The sequence below is a fragment of the Bartonella sp. AA89HNZF genome (assembly GCF_042196905.1).
Lineage (GTDB): Bacteria > Pseudomonadota > Alphaproteobacteria > Rhizobiales > Rhizobiaceae > Bartonella.
Window position 1 is genome coordinate 1 of sequence record NZ_JBHIRD010000014.1, and the last position, 14,826, is coordinate 14,826.

The 14,826-nt window shown below is 41.1% G+C and carries 20 protein-coding genes; 5 read left to right on the forward strand and 15 right to left on the reverse strand.

Features of this window, described 5'->3' with window-relative positions:
- Positions 1-201: 201 nt before the first annotated feature.
- Together ACFIN0_RS06915 and ACFIN0_RS06920 are read left to right on the forward strand one after the other, a co-directional pair.
- Positions 202-516, forward strand: a complete 315-nt coding sequence (locus ACFIN0_RS06915) for a type II toxin-antitoxin system RelE/ParE family toxin (protein WP_375702185.1) — start codon at positions 202-204, stop codon at positions 514-516.
- Between the two features lie 16 nt (positions 517-532).
- Complete coding sequence (locus ACFIN0_RS06920; protein WP_004861504.1) at positions 533-829, forward strand: HigA family addiction module antitoxin; 297 nt, start codon at positions 533-535, stop codon at positions 827-829.
- A gap of 43 nt (positions 830-872) precedes the next feature.
- Here ACFIN0_RS06920 and ACFIN0_RS06925 read toward each other — a convergent pair whose 3' ends face one another.
- Together ACFIN0_RS06925 and ACFIN0_RS06930 are read right to left on the reverse strand one after the other, a co-directional pair.
- Entirely contained in the window at positions 873-1,151 is a 279-nt protein-coding gene (locus tag ACFIN0_RS06925; protein ID WP_375672188.1) for a hypothetical protein, read from the reverse strand.
- On the reverse strand, positions 1,148-1,870 hold the full coding sequence (locus tag ACFIN0_RS06930) for an antA/AntB antirepressor family protein (RefSeq protein ID WP_375702186.1): 723 nt from the start codon (positions 1,868-1,870) through the stop codon (positions 1,148-1,150). The genes ACFIN0_RS06925 and ACFIN0_RS06930 overlap by 4 nt, the downstream gene beginning before the upstream one ends.
- Positions 1,871-2,246: 376 nt before the next feature.
- On the opposite strand from ACFIN0_RS06930, the gene ACFIN0_RS06935 reads away from it, so the two are divergent.
- On the forward strand, positions 2,247-3,329 hold the full coding sequence (locus ACFIN0_RS06935; RefSeq protein ID WP_375682737.1) for a hypothetical protein: 1,083 nt from the start codon (positions 2,247-2,249) through the stop codon (positions 3,327-3,329).
- A gap of 27 nt (positions 3,330-3,356) precedes the next feature.
- Here the strand turns inward: ACFIN0_RS06935 and ACFIN0_RS06940 are convergent, their stop codons facing one another.
- Genes ACFIN0_RS06940 through ACFIN0_RS06980 form a run of 9 tightly spaced genes read right to left on the reverse strand, consistent with a single transcriptional unit; the run spans position 3,357 to position 10,798 of the window.
- Positions 3,357-3,713, reverse strand: a complete 357-nt coding sequence (locus ACFIN0_RS06940) for a hypothetical protein (RefSeq protein ID WP_375702187.1) — start codon at positions 3,711-3,713, stop codon at positions 3,357-3,359.
- A 1-nt stretch (position 3,714) separates the two neighbouring features.
- Positions 3,715-4,791 carry a major capsid protein gene (locus tag ACFIN0_RS06945; protein WP_375702188.1) on the reverse strand — a complete coding sequence of 359 codons (1,077 nt, stop codon included), beginning with the start codon at positions 4,789-4,791 and terminating at the stop codon, positions 3,715-3,717.
- A gap of 12 nt (positions 4,792-4,803) precedes the next feature.
- Complete coding sequence (locus ACFIN0_RS06950) at positions 4,804-5,172, reverse strand: head decoration protein (protein ID WP_375702189.1); 369 nt, start codon at positions 5,170-5,172, stop codon at positions 4,804-4,806.
- Entirely contained in the window at positions 5,169-5,549 is a 381-nt protein-coding gene (locus ACFIN0_RS06955; RefSeq protein WP_375682092.1) for a hypothetical protein, read from the reverse strand. Before ACFIN0_RS06955 ends, ACFIN0_RS06950 begins: the two co-directional genes overlap by 4 nt.
- On the reverse strand, positions 5,432-6,502 hold the full coding sequence (locus ACFIN0_RS06960; RefSeq protein ID WP_375702190.1) for a S49 family peptidase: 1,071 nt from the start codon (positions 6,500-6,502) through the stop codon (positions 5,432-5,434). The genes ACFIN0_RS06955 and ACFIN0_RS06960 overlap by 118 nt, the downstream gene beginning before the upstream one ends.
- Positions 6,492-8,036 (reverse strand): phage portal protein, encoded by a 1,545-nt coding sequence (locus ACFIN0_RS06965; protein ID WP_375702191.1) that lies wholly within the window; start codon positions 8,034-8,036, stop codon positions 6,492-6,494. Before ACFIN0_RS06965 ends, ACFIN0_RS06960 begins: the two co-directional genes overlap by 11 nt.
- A complete protein-coding gene (locus ACFIN0_RS06970; protein ID WP_375702192.1) occupies positions 8,036-8,284 on the reverse strand; it encodes a phage head-tail joining protein in 249 nt (82 codons plus the stop codon). Before ACFIN0_RS06970 ends, ACFIN0_RS06965 begins: the two co-directional genes overlap by 1 nt.
- Positions 8,285-8,287: 3 nt before the next feature.
- Complete coding sequence (locus tag ACFIN0_RS06975; RefSeq protein ID WP_375702193.1) at positions 8,288-10,216, reverse strand: phage terminase large subunit family protein; 1,929 nt, start codon at positions 10,214-10,216, stop codon at positions 8,288-8,290.
- 30 nt (positions 10,217-10,246) lie between these two features.
- Positions 10,247-10,798 carry a hypothetical protein gene (locus ACFIN0_RS06980; protein WP_375702194.1) on the reverse strand — a complete coding sequence of 184 codons (552 nt, stop codon included), beginning with the start codon at positions 10,796-10,798 and terminating at the stop codon, positions 10,247-10,249.
- A gap of 84 nt (positions 10,799-10,882) precedes the next feature.
- Here ACFIN0_RS06980 and ACFIN0_RS06985 point away from each other — a divergent pair, with 84 nt between their 5' ends.
- A complete protein-coding gene (locus tag ACFIN0_RS06985; protein WP_375613975.1) occupies positions 10,883-11,149 on the forward strand; it encodes a BrnT family toxin in 267 nt (88 codons plus the stop codon).
- A complete protein-coding gene (locus tag ACFIN0_RS06990) occupies positions 11,127-11,432 on the forward strand; it encodes a BrnA antitoxin family protein (RefSeq protein WP_006589112.1) in 306 nt (101 codons plus the stop codon). The genes ACFIN0_RS06985 and ACFIN0_RS06990 overlap by 23 nt, the downstream gene beginning before the upstream one ends.
- Before the next feature lie 50 nt (positions 11,433-11,482).
- Here the strand turns inward: ACFIN0_RS06990 and ACFIN0_RS06995 are convergent, their stop codons facing one another.
- The 4 genes from ACFIN0_RS06995 to ACFIN0_RS07010 all read right to left on the reverse strand — a co-directional run bounded on the left by ACFIN0_RS06995 (position 11,483) and on the right by ACFIN0_RS07010 (position 14,571).
- Positions 11,483-12,016, reverse strand: coding sequence for an antA/AntB antirepressor family protein (locus ACFIN0_RS06995; RefSeq protein ID WP_375702195.1), 534 nt, complete (start codon positions 12,014-12,016; stop codon positions 11,483-11,485).
- A 565-nt stretch (positions 12,017-12,581) separates the two neighbouring features.
- Positions 12,582-13,130 carry an antA/AntB antirepressor family protein gene (locus ACFIN0_RS07000; RefSeq protein ID WP_375702196.1) on the reverse strand — a complete coding sequence of 183 codons (549 nt, stop codon included), beginning with the start codon at positions 13,128-13,130 and terminating at the stop codon, positions 12,582-12,584.
- 541 nt (positions 13,131-13,671) lie between these two features.
- Positions 13,672-14,253 (reverse strand): hypothetical protein, encoded by a 582-nt coding sequence (locus ACFIN0_RS07005; protein ID WP_375702197.1) that lies wholly within the window; start codon positions 14,251-14,253, stop codon positions 13,672-13,674.
- A 3-nt stretch (positions 14,254-14,256) separates the two neighbouring features.
- Positions 14,257-14,571, reverse strand: coding sequence for a hypothetical protein (locus ACFIN0_RS07010; RefSeq protein ID WP_375627954.1), 315 nt, complete (start codon positions 14,569-14,571; stop codon positions 14,257-14,259).
- Positions 14,572-14,826 lie beyond the last annotated feature (255 nt).

Consider the following 14,826-nt stretch of genomic DNA (forward strand, 5'->3'; position numbering starts at 1 on the left):
GTTTCACTTTGTGTTGAGATATTAATAGCTGGCATTGCTTCAATAAATAAATTGAAGTCACGCATATTGAAAACATTGTCACCAGCTGCCGTCTTTGCTGCCTTTATCAAAGCAACAAAGCTTTCCCTTATCGTCTCTCTCGGATGCATGGGGGCTCCTGTTATTTAACATTTATCCTTTTCTTTATATTGGTATCGTGTTATGATACGTAAAAGAACGAATAAAGGTGATTTGGTGATTGAATCTTTTGCTGATAAGCGGTGTAAAGATCTTTTAGAAGGCAATCTGCCCAAAGGCTTTCCCACCACTCTAGTGCGTATAGCCCAAAGAAAGTTGTTTATGCTCGATAAAGCAGTTGATCTTAAAGATTTGCGCAGTCCTCCGGGAAATCGTCTAGAAGCGTTGAAAGGAGAGCGTAAAGGTCAATATTCTATCCGTATTAATGACCAGTTTCGTATTTGTTTTGAATGGCGCTCTAATGGTGCCTATGAAGTTGAAATCGTAGATTATCATTGATCTGTAGGAGGTCGAGATGAAAAATTATATAGCGATTCATCCCGGAGAAATTTTACGAGAGGAATATTTAAAAGAATATGCTCTCTCTGCTTATGCTCTTGCAAAAGCATTAAATGTTCCACGCACGAGAATAGAACGTATTGTTGCTGAAAATAGTCCAGTGACTCCCGATACAGCACTAAGATTAGCCTATTTTTTTGATACTACTGCTGAATTTTGGCTTAACATGCAAGCTGCTTATGACGTTAGTATATTACAAACTGAAAAAGCAGACGAATTTGCCAAAATCAATAAATTTGAATGTAGGGTTTAACCACCTCCCCACCTTTGAAGTGGGAAAGGGGCATATTTTTTACTTAAGCAACCTTTTTAATGGGGTTGTCTAAATCTGGTTCGTAAGTTCGCAACAAAGAATCCATGCTATGTGGAAGTTCTGAAGCTCCAAAATCTGTAAGAATTGCCAAGATTTTTGTAATATTGGGCACGTCATCTTGAAGCTTTAAAACCAGAGCATCTACGACCGATTCCATAACCTCAACTATAGCATTGCAGTCCTCATCTCCAATGCCTCGATGGTTAGAAAGCTTAAACAACGACAGCCACAAATCGCATAAGAAGTCTACACTGCTATTCATTGCACACCCCCAAAGATTTGCTCTCTCAAACATGCCAATCCTCTGGATGTAATTTTCGTTGAAGGCAGTACCTTTTCTGTACCATCCGGTCTTTGAATGGTGATAGCAGGACAATCCATAAATCCTTTCTTGATCTTGTCCTGATAAGGTAACAGAGGCGCCCCTGGAGCCCGTCGATACACCCAATCATGTTTACGCAAGTAATCTGTTAAATCCTTTGGTCGCACCTCCAACATCTTTGCTGCTTCTATCAAACCAAACAACCCATCAGAGCGTTTTAAACCATCTAGTGCTTTTGCTTTTGGTGCTAATTCTGCAATAACATGATCTTTCTGCTCTATTTGATTTTGTAAATGGTTCAAGACGCCAAGCAATGCTTCGGGTTTAGAGTAGTCAACTTGTGGTGTTGCTACTTGTTTCAAAAGCCGCTCACATTTGATAAAGTATAAACGTGCTTCATGCCCTTTATCATTACGCTCTATCATCGAAAGATGTTTAGCCATGTCTAATGTAATGTGGTATTCTTTTACCTTTCCACCGTTTACTAAATTTTTAGTAAGCGTTATAAAGTTTATATTTTCCTGAAACTTACATTCTTTAATGCGATTTTTAATCCAATCATTAAAGCGGGCTTTTATCTCTAAAAACGCATGTAAATCACGCGCATTAACAGTTTCTTGATCAATGACCTGTTCTGATATTTCTATAAGATTGTTCATTATGAACTCCTATTGGTTAGATGTTTGTTAATGACGCTCTAAATAGAGTGCCGGGTGCTAACAAACACGGCCAATAGTCCGTCGTCACACTTTCCCCGTTAGGGTATTGTATAGTGTAACCACACCCGACAACATTATTATATGCACGTAGCATACAATGAGTCAAAGTCTTTAATGTGCGGAGAAAAGATTGTATCGGCAATCTATCCGCTATTGGTTTAAGGTGTTCGTTAGGCACCTGATTCGATTATTCATATCCTTATGATGATGTCAATAGATAATATTACATTTTTCTAAATTATATAGGCACATCTTTACTTTATTTATCGACTCACTTTAAAATCTCTCTCTTTTTATTTATAGCGGAGGGGGAGTAATGCGCGACGTACTTGATACAATTGCGATTATTGTATGGTTGTTATCTTTACCAATTATTATCACTGGGATCGTTTTCGTATGTAGAAAAAAATGGCGCAAAATGGGGTTAAAGACTCTTTGTGTTGGCGCTCTATTATTTGTCGGTGCTCCAATAGTAGGTGTTGCTGTACAGAAAGACAAACCAGATCAAGTTGTACATAATAATGAAGTTGTTACCCCCTCTTCGACTCCGTCAATAGATGTTGCTACTCAAGATGAAAGCATGGCTCAGGCACCAGTTGAGAATACTGATAAGAAAATCGCACCCACTCAAGACAATAAATCAGATGAAAATGATGGCCTAGGCTTTTGGGGATGGTTTTGGTTAATCTGCTTTGCATTTTTTGCATTGTCTATTTTTGCTTATTGGCGATACAAACGCAAAAAACGTTTTGAAAAGAAGATTCCAGAACAGGTTTCAGTGTCGCCTTCTCATGCACACTCTTCTTCTGATTTTTCAGTCATTAATAAAACGTCTCCAGCACTTAAAAACGAACGATTGGAAAAGGGGATCAAGATTTTTCTGCTTTGTGCTCTATTGATTGGGAGTATAGTAGCAATAATAAGTATTTCACCATGGTTATTAGTCGCCATTATTATTGTTTTACTTTTGGGGATCGCTGTCCATTTTGAAAATAAAAAAGTAAAGCTTTTTGAAGAACAAGTTGCAATGTTGCTACCAGATATTGAAATAACTAGTTTTTCTGAAGCATGTGAAATGTTTCAAGAACTTGATGCAAGTGAATACGATTATCGTTTAGCACGCAATGAAAAATTGTTGGGTGTTCAAGAACGCGTTTCCTTTGATATTAATAAAAAGACCACACTTTTTGGACGTCTTTTGGTAACAGATCAAGCCATTGTATTTGAAAGCTCTAAAAGGAATGAACGAACTACTTGGACACGAATTGCATCAGTAACGATAACATATCAAGGATGCCAAATTAGTCGCCGTACTGGCGTACCATGGAATTACCAATTCACCGCCTTTTCAAGTCCAAGATTTACAGCAGTAATTCGATCTCTTGGGCAGCCTTATTGACTTTTAAACACACAAGACAAAGATGTTTCATTGTTTTAGCTCCCGCAAGATAAGCTTATACATACCGGATTCAGAGGCTTGGACATCTGTGACCACGAAGTGCTCTTGAGAAGAGGGGGCTTTGTTGTTTTCAGGAGAGAGGACCACAATACTATCTTGAGGTTTTGGTGGTATTCCCCCGATGTCATTGATACAAAGATCAAGTTCCTTTCTTGCAATTGTGGTGGAGATTTTGCCACCAGCGTCCGATTCCGAATGTTTAATGCCATAAATCGCTGTGATACGAAAAGATTGCTGGTTGTCCTTTCGCGTGTAGATGATGGGCTGCCCAAAAGTGTTGCGTACATCTTTAACCATTTGGTTTAGCGGCCCGTGCCATCGCATGTTATTTCGCTCCTATAACTGCTTTGAACAGCATTTCAGGGCGTGTGCAAATATAAAGCGGATAGCTATAGACCTCCGGCTTTACCCATGCATTACGGTCGTGGTCGACGATAAGCATCGTGTAGAGAGGTCTTCCAACCGTGTTGGCAAAATCCAAGCTTTCACCAGGAGCAAAGGTTTTTTGAAACACTCCCGGTGCATTAGCGGGAAAGAATTGACATTCATCCGGCTTAATGCCTATAGCGCGCTTTGTTCCAGCCTTCGCACTCACATTATAGTTGTGAATACTCCGGTAATTAATGAAAGTCACACCCGCAAAGTCAAAACTGCCAAAGCTCCCAGAGCCAATCGAACTTGGTGTTGCAACACCTCCGGCACTATTGAGTGTCTGTGCTAAGGCTGTGTTTAAATAGGTCTCACGAATTGTTTTATGGTTTTTCAATTTGGAAAAGAATTCATTTCCACAAAGCCCAATAATGCGTGAACGATCAGAAAACGCTCCTTTTGAAGCCTCAATCATCCTCAGAATGACTTGGTCAACATGGTCCGCAACATTGGTTGTTTCTGTATTTAGTTTAAAATCAATGGGCTTTGGTGGTGCGATTTCCCATTCTTTGTACCAATCGACAATAACAGAGCCATCGGCATCAAGAACCACCCCTTGAACAGCGCCAAGTTGCATATTTTCCCATGTCAATTCTATTTCAGAAATCAGTTTCTTTTGTTTTCTGGCAATATATTTCATTGCTGTCTCTAACTGATCTTCTGTCCCAAATTCACGACGGTTCTGGATTTCTTCTGATTTTACGGTATCACTTTTGGCAATCCGTGTTGTTTTGAAAAACCGAAGATTACGACCCTCTCTATCACCTTCTGCCAAAGGTGCGCCACGTTCACTGGTTTGAATCAAGGACAATGTATTGTCACGTCTTTCAATACCAACCACTGTGGTGCTTGTTTCCACTTCCTCAAAAAGATTAAGAGAACTTACAAGACCAGGTTGAAACTCATAGTTTTCAATGGCTTTCATCATTGTGATGCTTGAGAAAGCATCATGTTTAAAAAAATTCATATCCATGTGTGCATTCTCCTATCGCAATAGAATGTTGTTATGGTCTTCTAAAGACTGAATGGCTGCTTTCTTTTGCTCATCCGTGATGGCATCTGGCCATAGCAGTTCAGAAGCTTTTACAGTGCATAAGCGTGCTGTAATCACGGCACGTTGATCTGCTTCAGAGGCATCAACAGTGGCAAAAGAAATCCCTGCCGGTGTTTGACTGCCATCTGATGCTGCTGGATTAAGGGGGACATAGTGTTCCGTTGCGGTTATCTTTCCCATGACAGTTCCAGCTTCAATGAATGCTCCTGATGCAAACAGCACTTCTTCATTTGACATATCGGGGTCGTAGGGTCCAAGATAAGCGCCATTGCGTACGTCGTCATAAATAATATTCGTCATTTCACTGCCCTCCAAGCTGCTTCCCATTTTGCATGAATCTTTGCCTTGCTCGTCCCATCACTATGAGGGGTATAAGGCGAGACTTTTAAAGACGCGCTTTGAGAGCTAGCAGCCGTCAACACACACTGGCGTGCTTTCTCGACACTCATACCGTTTTGAATAGCTTTTGCTGCGTCAAAAGAAACGCCTAAGTGCTTTGCTTGCCTTTCAAGGGTTGTTAGTGCTTTTGCGCGCTTTCTTTCTTTTTCAAGAGCAGCTTTTATGTTTTCCTGCTTGTCCTCATTGTCTTCATCTTCATCTTCGTTTTCTTCGTCGTCAAAGATTTCGGCGTTTTTGTCGATGTCACTATCGTCTTCGTCCTCTTCCTCGTCATTGATGATGTCGACGATTTTTTCGTCATCATCTTCTTCAGCGCGGTATTGTGTGCGTGCCATGTGTTTTGTCCTTCTTTTTCTGTTGATGTTGGGTTTTGTGATATGGAATCCGTTAAGGCTTCCAAAGCTTGCGCAAGGGTGCCCTGCGCATCTGCTAATCCAAGGGTGATCGCTTGGGTGCCTATAAAAGTTTCTGCTTTTGTGTCACGAATTGCAGCAGCATTTAAGCGTCTGTTTTGCGCCACCAAATCGACAAACATCTCGTAGAGCAGGGCGCAATCGGCTTGCATTTTTATCTGTGCTGTATCGCTCAAGGGTTCGTGAGGGTTGCCATGGGTTTTGTGATCACCTTCAAAGACAAAGGTCCATTTATGCCCGTGTTTTTCATCTGCACGGGATTGGTCAAGATGGGCACAAACAACCCCAATCGAGCCCACAACCCCTGTGCGAGCTACCCATATTTGAGAAGCAGAACAAGCAATGGCATAAGCCGCTGAACAAGCAAACTCATTGGCATGTGCCCAAATGGGCTTGTCGTATTGTTTTGAGAGTGTTTGAAACTCTTCAACCAAATCAAAGATGCCACCGGCTTCTCCACCACCACTGTCAATATCAAGTAAGACAGCCTTCACATCAGGCTGTGCCATGGCTTCACGAAAGGAAGCTCTTAACCCTTCATAAGAAGTCAATCCCGATAAAGCTCCAAGCCATGCACCGCGGCGTACAAGCGTGCCATGAACCGGTATTATAGCAACATTGTTTTGCACCACATAGGTTTCTGGTGGTCTTAAAGCTTCTGTACTCCCTTGCGAATAAGCTTCAATGGGAAACTTTTCACTTGCAAAAAGCCGTGGAGCAAGAGCATTGAGAATAATATCAAGCTTTGTGGAGGCAAGCATGTGTGGAACTCCAAAAAGCCGTGATGCCAAAAACGGCATGTCGAGATTATTCACCATTTTTATGTGCCTCACTGCCTTGGTTGCTTTCATAAGTCTCAGAAGGGTCTGAATCTGCTGTATCAATCACTTGATTTTCACCAGAAGGCGCTGCCATATCCGTGTCAAAAGATAAGCCGCGTGCACGAGCATCTGTGTGCTCTTCTTGCAGTTCGGCATGAATGCTGTCGATATCAAAGCCGCGCTCGGCAAGTGCCATGCGTCGTGTTTTCAAGCCAGCACGAATTTCTTCTTTTTCTGCCGTGATATCCTTGTTTGGATCAATCATTTCAAGCGGGGGTGCAAAGCTTTCACATTGAAGCCATGGCAAGGAATTTTCTTCCCATCCGGGTAAGTGAACGCGTCCAGAAAGTACTGCCATTTCAACAAAACGTTCCCAAACAATGCGGTTAAACTGAAAGGCAATGATATGTTCACGCCATTGTTTGACATGCCGTCTAAACTGAATGATAGAGGTTCGCACATTGGAAAAATTACCGCGCGTAACGTCTCCAGTCACAACGGCATAAGGCATATTGAGAGCCGAGCAAATTTTTGAAATATTGCGAAATTGGAAAGCCTCATAAGAACCTCCAACCTCAACAGGGTTAGAGAATGTAACCTCTTTATTCTCTCCTAAATAAAGAGATGCACCGGGTGCAATGGCAGGTGCTTCGTATTCTTCTTCAACGTCGTTTTTATCACGATTATCGGATAATTTTGCGACGTTTGGGGAATTGTCCTTGACAAACGCCGCGAAAAGAGCTGCCGTCCTTTTTCGATCAAGTTCTGCATCATCATAGGATTCGAGTTGAAAGATCTTTGTCATACAGCGCGTTATTTTGGGAGAACCGCGCAATTGTCCGGCAATCCGGCGTTCTTTGATATGAAGGACCATTTCAGTAGGCACACGTATGCGCTCTTGGCTCTTAAAGGCTCTGTTTGCAGGACAATCATCATAGGGATGATGTTCCCAGAAATGATAAGCAACGCGCTTACCACTGGCATCGAATTCAATTCCCATACGAATGTAATTGCCTTCAATTTCAGCAGGTCCATTATAGGTGAGATCCAGCATTTCAGTAGGATAAACTTGCAACTGAAGAGGCACACCAGAGCGCCCATAAAGGTCAACATAATGCAATCTTACAAAGCATTCGCCGGTTAAAAAGACCTCTCGTGCAATGGTTGCTTGCAGCCCATAAAAGCTGGCATCTTCGTCGTAGTCTGCTTCATCAGCCCATTGCCACCATAAGTCTAAAAGCTTTTTCTTTTCTTCTTGAAAACCTTCAATGCGAGGATAAGGTTTAATCCCATCACTGACAGCCGCAGAGACCCATTCTTCAGTCGCAGAACCGTAAAGAGCTTCATTGTCATAAAGCCATCTTGAACGGGCAACAATGGTATCACCGCATTCTTCAATCGCTTTATTGATATGTTTTTTTGCGGGATCAAAACCACCCATGCGACGGCTTTTGCTTGCCGCTTCAAAATGGGGATTGTGTTGACGAGAAATTGTAAAAAAGCCCGTAAGTTTATTGATAAAGCCAGCCATTAATAGCCTCGTGATATATTAAAATAGAAAACGCGTGAACGCTTGCGCCCTTCAAGGTCCGCTATTTGCGTATTGATCATTTCAAGAGCTCTGCGCAGTTCCTCAACAGAGCGGTTGCTGACTTGCTTATCGCCGTGACGCACTGATTGCGCACCCGAATAAAGAGCCTCTTCAATTTGTTCACGCCGCCTTTTTAAACTTTCCAGTCTGTTAATTTTGCTGTTAAATTGTCCTAAAGTTTCATCCACAAATTACCTCCAATCCCCTCGCATATAAGGATTCATCACTGTTCTGGATTGTTTCCTTTGAGGTTTTGCTATCTGAGATCTTCTTGGAGAAGTGAATGAAGAAATCCCAGATGTTGGTTGCTCTACAGAACCTTCAATTTTAAGTTTTTCCAAACGCTCTTCTAAGATATCAACTTCTCGATTAAGGTTTATTCCTGCCGAAATCAGCCCTTGCAAAGCAGCATAAGCATAGACTCTACAGTCCAAGGCTTCGTTTCTTGCCTTTTCACTTTTTTGCCATTCAATACGCTTGAAGCCTTTAAAATATTTAATGACTTTTCTTTCAGCGGTTAGCTGGTCAAAATATTCCGGGTCAAGGCTTTTGTGAAAGTGTGTTGCACCAGCCCCCGTTGCTTCAGGACCCGATTTTTTAAACCGTGCTGTAATGATATCTTTCGCGGCATCAACCCCAACAATATAAAGATTAATTTGTCCTTTATTGTTTTTGCTTGGTCGGCGTGGCCAGACCGCACGCCATCCCGCTTGCCCCTTAATCCCCCAGATACGCCGCCCTTCACGCGGACGTACATAATTATAAACTGCCTGTGTATGTCCACCACCGGTATCAATACAAGCAGCTGTTATCCTAATCCCCTCTTTATAGCCTGGATGTGGCCAGCGTTTTGCAAGATATTCATCCAATTGGTCCCATACTTCAAAAGAAGAGGGATCACCAAGGATCACTTGATAATCAATATGCCAACTTTTTTCACTACGCCCCCATCCCACCACTTCAAGTTCCAAGCGGTCATTTTGCACATCAATACCAGCTGTCAACACGACGGATTGTTCTGGTGCCAATGGATAATCTTCGCGTTTTGCATAGAGGCTATCAGGATCAATAACTTCGCCTGTTCTGTCCTCCCATGGCTCTCCAAGCACTGTATTGACAAAAGGCTGTAGAAGAGCTGGATCATCTTTGGCATTTAAAAACTCTCTTGCACATTCCCCCCATGTAAGCCAAGGAGAATAGAGTGCCGAAATATGATAAGAACGCAAATTGGGTCTGCTTGACTCACTGGTTGGGACCCAGCATGCGCCTCTTTCTTCACACATGAGATCTGTTTTTCGGTGCTCGGCATGTTCATGACCACAATGCGCACAAACAAAAACAGCTTTTTCGGGAGCCCCTTTCGGCCATTTGATTTGTGACCAAACAATCGGCTGGAGTGTACCACATGCATCACAAGGCACGTTGTAATATCGCTGGTCTCCTAGCACAAAATCCTTGGCAATACGGCTTGTGTCACGATGGGTGGGGGTGGACAATTTAAAGATCTTTCGTTGTACAAAGGTCGAGGTACGCTTTTCTGCAATCATCACTGGATCACCTTCGTTATCGACACTGAGAGGATAACCATCCACTTCATCCAAAATCAGATAACGAATAGGCATAGAGCGCAAACCAGCCGCACTGTTCGCCCCTGTAAGCATCAGTGCACCCCCATCAAACTCTTTCGAAAACATGGTATTCCCGCTGTCACGTGCTCGTGCTGGGGCTATGCGTTCACTTAAAACTGGACTTGCCATAATCATGGGATCAAGCCGCGTCTTTGAAAGCTTTTTGGCTGTCTCAACGGTCGGCATGACATAAAGAGCAGGTCCTGGACTATAATGAATAGCATAACCGCAGAAATTTAATCCTGCCTCTGACATGCCAACTTGCGCCCCTTTCATGACAATAGTTGTTTCAATTGGTTTGTGAGAGGAAAGGTTATCCATGATTTCGCGCAAATAGGGGGTCCGCTTTGTTCTCCACAATCCAGGTTCAGCACTTGCTACGGTGCTAAGGTATCTATTCTTGTCCGCCCATTGGGAAACCGTATACGGTGGGTCCGGTTGTCTTGCATCATTGGCATGGGAGAAAAATTCTGTAACAGCATTCTCATCCATTATTCATTCTTTGCTCGCCCCAAAACTCTCTCATTCTAGAGGTTGAGGATCATGATAAGGAACTGGAATATGAACAGCTTCAAGCAAAGCCTTTCGCATGTAATAATCAATGGCACCGATTAGACTTGCAGCATCACATCCAACCTGTGCGGCAATGCTTGCACCAAATCGATGAGGAAAATTCAACATAGCGTCACGGTGTGCTCTTCCAAACTCACGCGCTGCTCTCTTGACTTCTTCACGGTCAACGGTTGTTTCGCGTAAGCGTTCAAGTGCAATCTTTTCGCTTTCAAGAGCAACTTGCATTCGCTCCAGTTTTATCTTGTATTCATTGGCACCCTCTGTAGAGACTTGTTTGATCTTTGTTCGCGGTTGACCATCCGGTGCTAAAAATGGAGCAGGGCGTTTTGTTGGATTCTCATTCCAGATGGCTGTTGCAAGGGCTTCATTGACAGAACCATCTTCAAAAAGAGCCGCATCAAATTTACCTGTCTTAAATCGAGAAACCACTGCATTAGGAGAAACACGCATCTTTTTGGCAAACGCACGAAGTGATAAACCCTTACGCGTTTTCTTATTCATAGTTGCTCCATTTTGAATGGTATATACGAATTATTGTACACTTTAATTATTGACAAGGCTTTATTTTTCGTGTACATAAAATATATGAAGATAGTGTGGGATGAACCAAAAAGAGCTTTAAACATTGTTAAACATAAGCTTGATTTTGCTGATGTTATTTACTTTGACTGGGAACATGCTCTTATTGATGCAACCCATTCAAACCGCATGAAGGCTATTGGACATTTTGCGGATGGCACAACAGTTATTGTTTTTGCAAAGCTTGGCAATGAAGCGATATCCATTATCAGTTTTCGTCAAGCGAATAAAAAAGAAAGAGAGGTTTTCAATGACTATCAAAAAAACCTTTGAAACAGGATGTGGCTATACAAAAGAAGATTGGGACGCTGTGGATTCCCCACCACTAACAGATGAAGAACTTGCACGCTTAAAGCCAGCTAAAGACGTTTTACCAGCCTCTTTTTTTAAGTATGTAACAGAAGAGCGCCGTAAACGTGGGCGTCCACCCGTTGAATCTCCTAAACAAGCGGTTACTCTCCGTCTCGACCCAAATGTTATTGCCTCTTTTAAAAAACAAGGAAAAGATTGGCGAACACGTATGGGTGAAGTCTTAAAAAAAGCAAGTGGCAGCTAAACCAACCACCTCCCCATTTTTGAGAACGGAGAGGAGAGATGTGTCTTAATCTAAGCAGCTTTTACGACAGATCTTTCTAAGACTTGTTTTGCTTCTTTGATTAAAGCTTTATAATGTTTGCTTTCTTCTACCAATGTAAAGGCTTTGACAAGATGCATATGGAGAGGTCCATAAATGTAAACAGCCTTTTTAGTTGGAGACATTTTATCCCAATCTTTTGGGAAAGCAAAACGTATATCATCACAATAATCAACAGATTGACTTTTTAGTTTCTTTTCACATTCAATAAAATAACGGCGTGCTTGACGTCCTTTCTCATTGCGTTCAACCATTGAGAGCTCTTTCGCCATGTCTAATGTGATGTGATATTCTGTACTTGGACGACCGCCTTTAGGTTTCGCTAAATTTTTAGCGAAACTTATAAAGTCCTTATTTTCTAGGAAGCCGTATTCTTTAATACGGTTTTTTATCCAATCTCTAAAATTAGAATTGACTTCCAAAAATGTATATAATTCGCGTGCGTTGACGGTTTGAACTGTTTCTTGATCGATCGTTTGTTCTGTAATTTTAATAAGAGTGTTCATAATGAACTCCTTGTTGATTAGGCTTTCTATTGACATCCTAAGAGGATGCCGGGTGCTAGAAAACACGGCAACAAGCCCGTCGTTACGCCTTTCCCCATGAGGGTATTGTATAGCGTAACCACACCCGACAATATTATTATACGCATGTAGCATATAATGAGTCAAAGTCTTTAATGTGCGGAAGACTGATTATTTCGGCAACCAATCCGCTTGTTGTTTTAAGGTGTTTTCTAGGCACCTGATTCGAAAATACCTATTACTATAGAATTGTCAAGTAACAAAAATTACTTCTTGCTAAGAAAACGTTTCACATACTGTACAGTGTACATATTGAAATTGTTATTTATCAATGAGTTAAGTGTACAATGTACAGTTGATTTGAAAATTCTGTCGCTAGCGATAGTTCGCGCTCGCCTGCCCCGCAACGAAGCCAACCCGCTGGGAAGTACCTTTTGCATTGATTTTATTACGTTTTTTTGAAATGGAAGAGGCATAATTGGCAATCTACTTTAAATTAACATCCTCTCCACTCTGAAAGTGGAGAAGATGAGATCATATTTTAAACTTAAGCAGCTTTTACGACAGATCTTTCTAAGACTTGTTTTGCTTCTTTGATTAAAGCTTTATAATGTTTGCTTTCTTCTACCAATGTAAAGGCTTTGACAAGATGCATATGAAGAGGTCCATAAATGTAAACAGCTTTTTTAGTTGGAGACATTTTATCCCAATCTTTTGGAAAATCAAAGCGTGTATCATGGTCATAATCAACAGATTGGCTTTTTAACTTTTTCTCACACTCAATAAAGTAACGACGAGCTTGTCTGCCTTTCTCATTGCGTTCAACCATGGAAAGCTCTTTTGCCATATCTAAAGTGAGATGGTATTCTATTGCTGTAACAGCTCTAGATTTTGCGCTTCCCAATTTTGGGAACCGCAAATCTTGTGTTTTTATGAAGTCTTTACCTTCTTCAAATGTATATTGATTAATACGGTCTGTAATCCAAGTAGCGAAACGTTTTCCTATTTCCATGAATGCGTGTAACTCACGCGCATTGACCGTTTGCACAATTTCTTGTTCAATAATTTTTTCTGATATTTTAATAAGAGTGTTCATAATATTGGTTCCTTTGTTTTAAAAGTTTAAGTATCCAGGGCTAAAACAACCGAACCAATTCAGTCCTTCACATCTTTAGGTTACCCTTGGACATACATGTGAAGACCCTGGACAAAATTTCTTATGATGGGCAACAGATCTTTCGGGATACTATTGAACCGATTGGTTACAGGTGTTTTAAGCCTGCCAATCAGACTATAGCTGTTCACAGAAACTGTCAATTATTTTTTGAAAAATCCTAAAAGTATTGACAACCAACAAAGGATGCCGGGTGCTAGAAAACACGGTAGATAGTCCGTCGTTATGCTTTTCCCAAAAGGGTATTGTATAGCATAACTACACCCGATGAGATCATTATATGCGACGAGCATAGAATGAGTCAAAGCCTTCAATGTGCGGAGAAGAGATCGTTCCGGCAATCTATCCGCTATCTATCAAGGTGTTTTCTAGGCACCTGATTTAACGATATATGTTTTTCGTGAATCTTGTCAAGTAATAAGATTGCTGTGTGTAGTGTGCAGATAAAGCTTGAGAACATGATCTAGCCTTTCTTGTTGGCAGCATATTCTTGACGAGAAAGTTGTCTCTGTATGTTTTTGGTTAATCTTTCATTGGCATATTGTGCAATAGCACTTGCAATCTCTGGTTTGGACATCACCCCAGCAATTGAAGGTCCCTCTTGTTTTGCAATGGGAAATTTATCTCCATCCGCTCTTTGAAATACATTACCATTCAGCTTTTTTAATTCAACACGCTTTGGAAAACTGCCTCCCTTGATAAAACCATGGGGTAAGATTTCTTTCTTTCCAAACAGTGTGTAAGTTACGCCGCGTTTTGTTTCGTTTACTTTAAAAAATTTAAGAGGTATTGGTGTTCTAGAACCAATGATATCTGTCTCAAGAAACCTTGCTGTTGCCTTTTCTTTAATATAAACACCTCTTCTTATACGCTTTATTTGGGCTGATGAGATGTCAGCAACTTGCTTTTCAGTAAAGCGTTCAACTTGTTTTGCTGCGGTGTTTAGAGCATTACGCAGAGCCCAATTAAGGCGTGGTGCTTGAAGACTGGTGAAGGTATCCTTCACCTGTTGAAGATACCATTTTTGGTGGATGATTAATTTCAACTTCTAAGCCTTTTTTGGGGTAGGTGACTTGGAAGCTTTAGATGCTTTTGGCTGTTCGAGTGGAATTTCCTCTGTCACTGGTTCAGACGATGTTTGTACGGCTTCTTGTTCTATCTGTTTAATTTGTTCAACTTCCTTGTCAGGCTTTATTTTTGTTTTAACATCAACAAAAGGTTTAGCGGCATTTGCACGCTTGAGACGTGCGTAGACTTGATTGGAAATCTCAACAAATGGATTATTGGGAGTTGAAGTTTCAAAACGAACAGTGCTTTTATTATCGCCAACAACACACATTGGCTTGGTGATGATTGCTTTCATCTTCGCTCCTTTTGAGGCAATGAATTAATGACATCATTGGTTACTGAATGGCGTTTGATATGTGCAAAATAGATTAGTCTGTTTTATCAATAAAAACAGTACTTTAAGCCCTCTTGAAAGCTTAATATTTTATCAAATTTTAGGGGATATTTTTGAATTTTAGACGCAATAAAACCAGTGCCGTACTGCCACTAAATACGATTTTTCACGTATTGTCAATAGAAAAATCACGATATTGTGTATTTTTAATTTTTT

Coding starts and splice junctions, on each gene's coding strand:
- ACFIN0_RS06915 (WP_375702185.1), top strand. CDS start 202: ATGATACGTAAAAGAACGAATAAAGGTGATTTGGTGATTGAATCTTTT.
- ACFIN0_RS06920 (WP_004861504.1), top strand. CDS start 533: ATGAAAAATTATATAGCGATTCATCCCGGAGAAATTTTACGAGAGGAA.
- ACFIN0_RS06925 (WP_375672188.1), bottom strand. CDS start 1,151: ATGAATAGCAGTGTAGACTTCTTATGCGATTTGTGGCTGTCGTTGTTT.
- ACFIN0_RS06930 (WP_375702186.1), bottom strand. CDS start 1,870: ATGAACAATCTTATAGAAATATCAGAACAGGTCATTGATCAAGAAACT.
- ACFIN0_RS06935 (WP_375682737.1), top strand. CDS start 2,247: ATGCGCGACGTACTTGATACAATTGCGATTATTGTATGGTTGTTATCT.
- ACFIN0_RS06940 (WP_375702187.1), bottom strand. CDS start 3,713: ATGCGATGGCACGGGCCGCTAAACCAAATGGTTAAAGATGTACGCAAC.
- ACFIN0_RS06945 (WP_375702188.1), bottom strand. CDS start 4,791: ATGGATATGAATTTTTTTAAACATGATGCTTTCTCAAGCATCACAATG.
- ACFIN0_RS06950 (WP_375702189.1), bottom strand. CDS start 5,172: ATGACGAATATTATTTATGACGACGTACGCAATGGCGCTTATCTTGGA.
- ACFIN0_RS06960 (WP_375702190.1), bottom strand. CDS start 6,502: ATGGTGAATAATCTCGACATGCCGTTTTTGGCATCACGGCTTTTTGGA.
- ACFIN0_RS06965 (WP_375702191.1), bottom strand. CDS start 8,036: ATGGCTGGCTTTATCAATAAACTTACGGGCTTTTTTACAATTTCTCGT.
- ACFIN0_RS06975 (WP_375702193.1), bottom strand. CDS start 10,216: ATGGATGAGAATGCTGTTACAGAATTTTTCTCCCATGCCAATGATGCA.
- ACFIN0_RS06980 (WP_375702194.1), bottom strand. CDS start 10,798: ATGAATAAGAAAACGCGTAAGGGTTTATCACTTCGTGCGTTTGCCAAA.
- ACFIN0_RS06985 (WP_375613975.1), top strand. CDS start 10,883: ATGAAGATAGTGTGGGATGAACCAAAAAGAGCTTTAAACATTGTTAAA.
- ACFIN0_RS06990 (WP_006589112.1), top strand. CDS start 11,127: ATGACTATCAAAAAAACCTTTGAAACAGGATGTGGCTATACAAAAGAA.
- ACFIN0_RS06995 (WP_375702195.1), bottom strand. CDS start 12,016: ATGAACACTCTTATTAAAATTACAGAACAAACGATCGATCAAGAAACA.
- ACFIN0_RS07000 (WP_375702196.1), bottom strand. CDS start 13,130: ATGAACACTCTTATTAAAATATCAGAAAAAATTATTGAACAAGAAATT.
- ACFIN0_RS07010 (WP_375627954.1), bottom strand. CDS start 14,571: ATGAAAGCAATCATCACCAAGCCAATGTGTGTTGTTGGCGATAATAAA.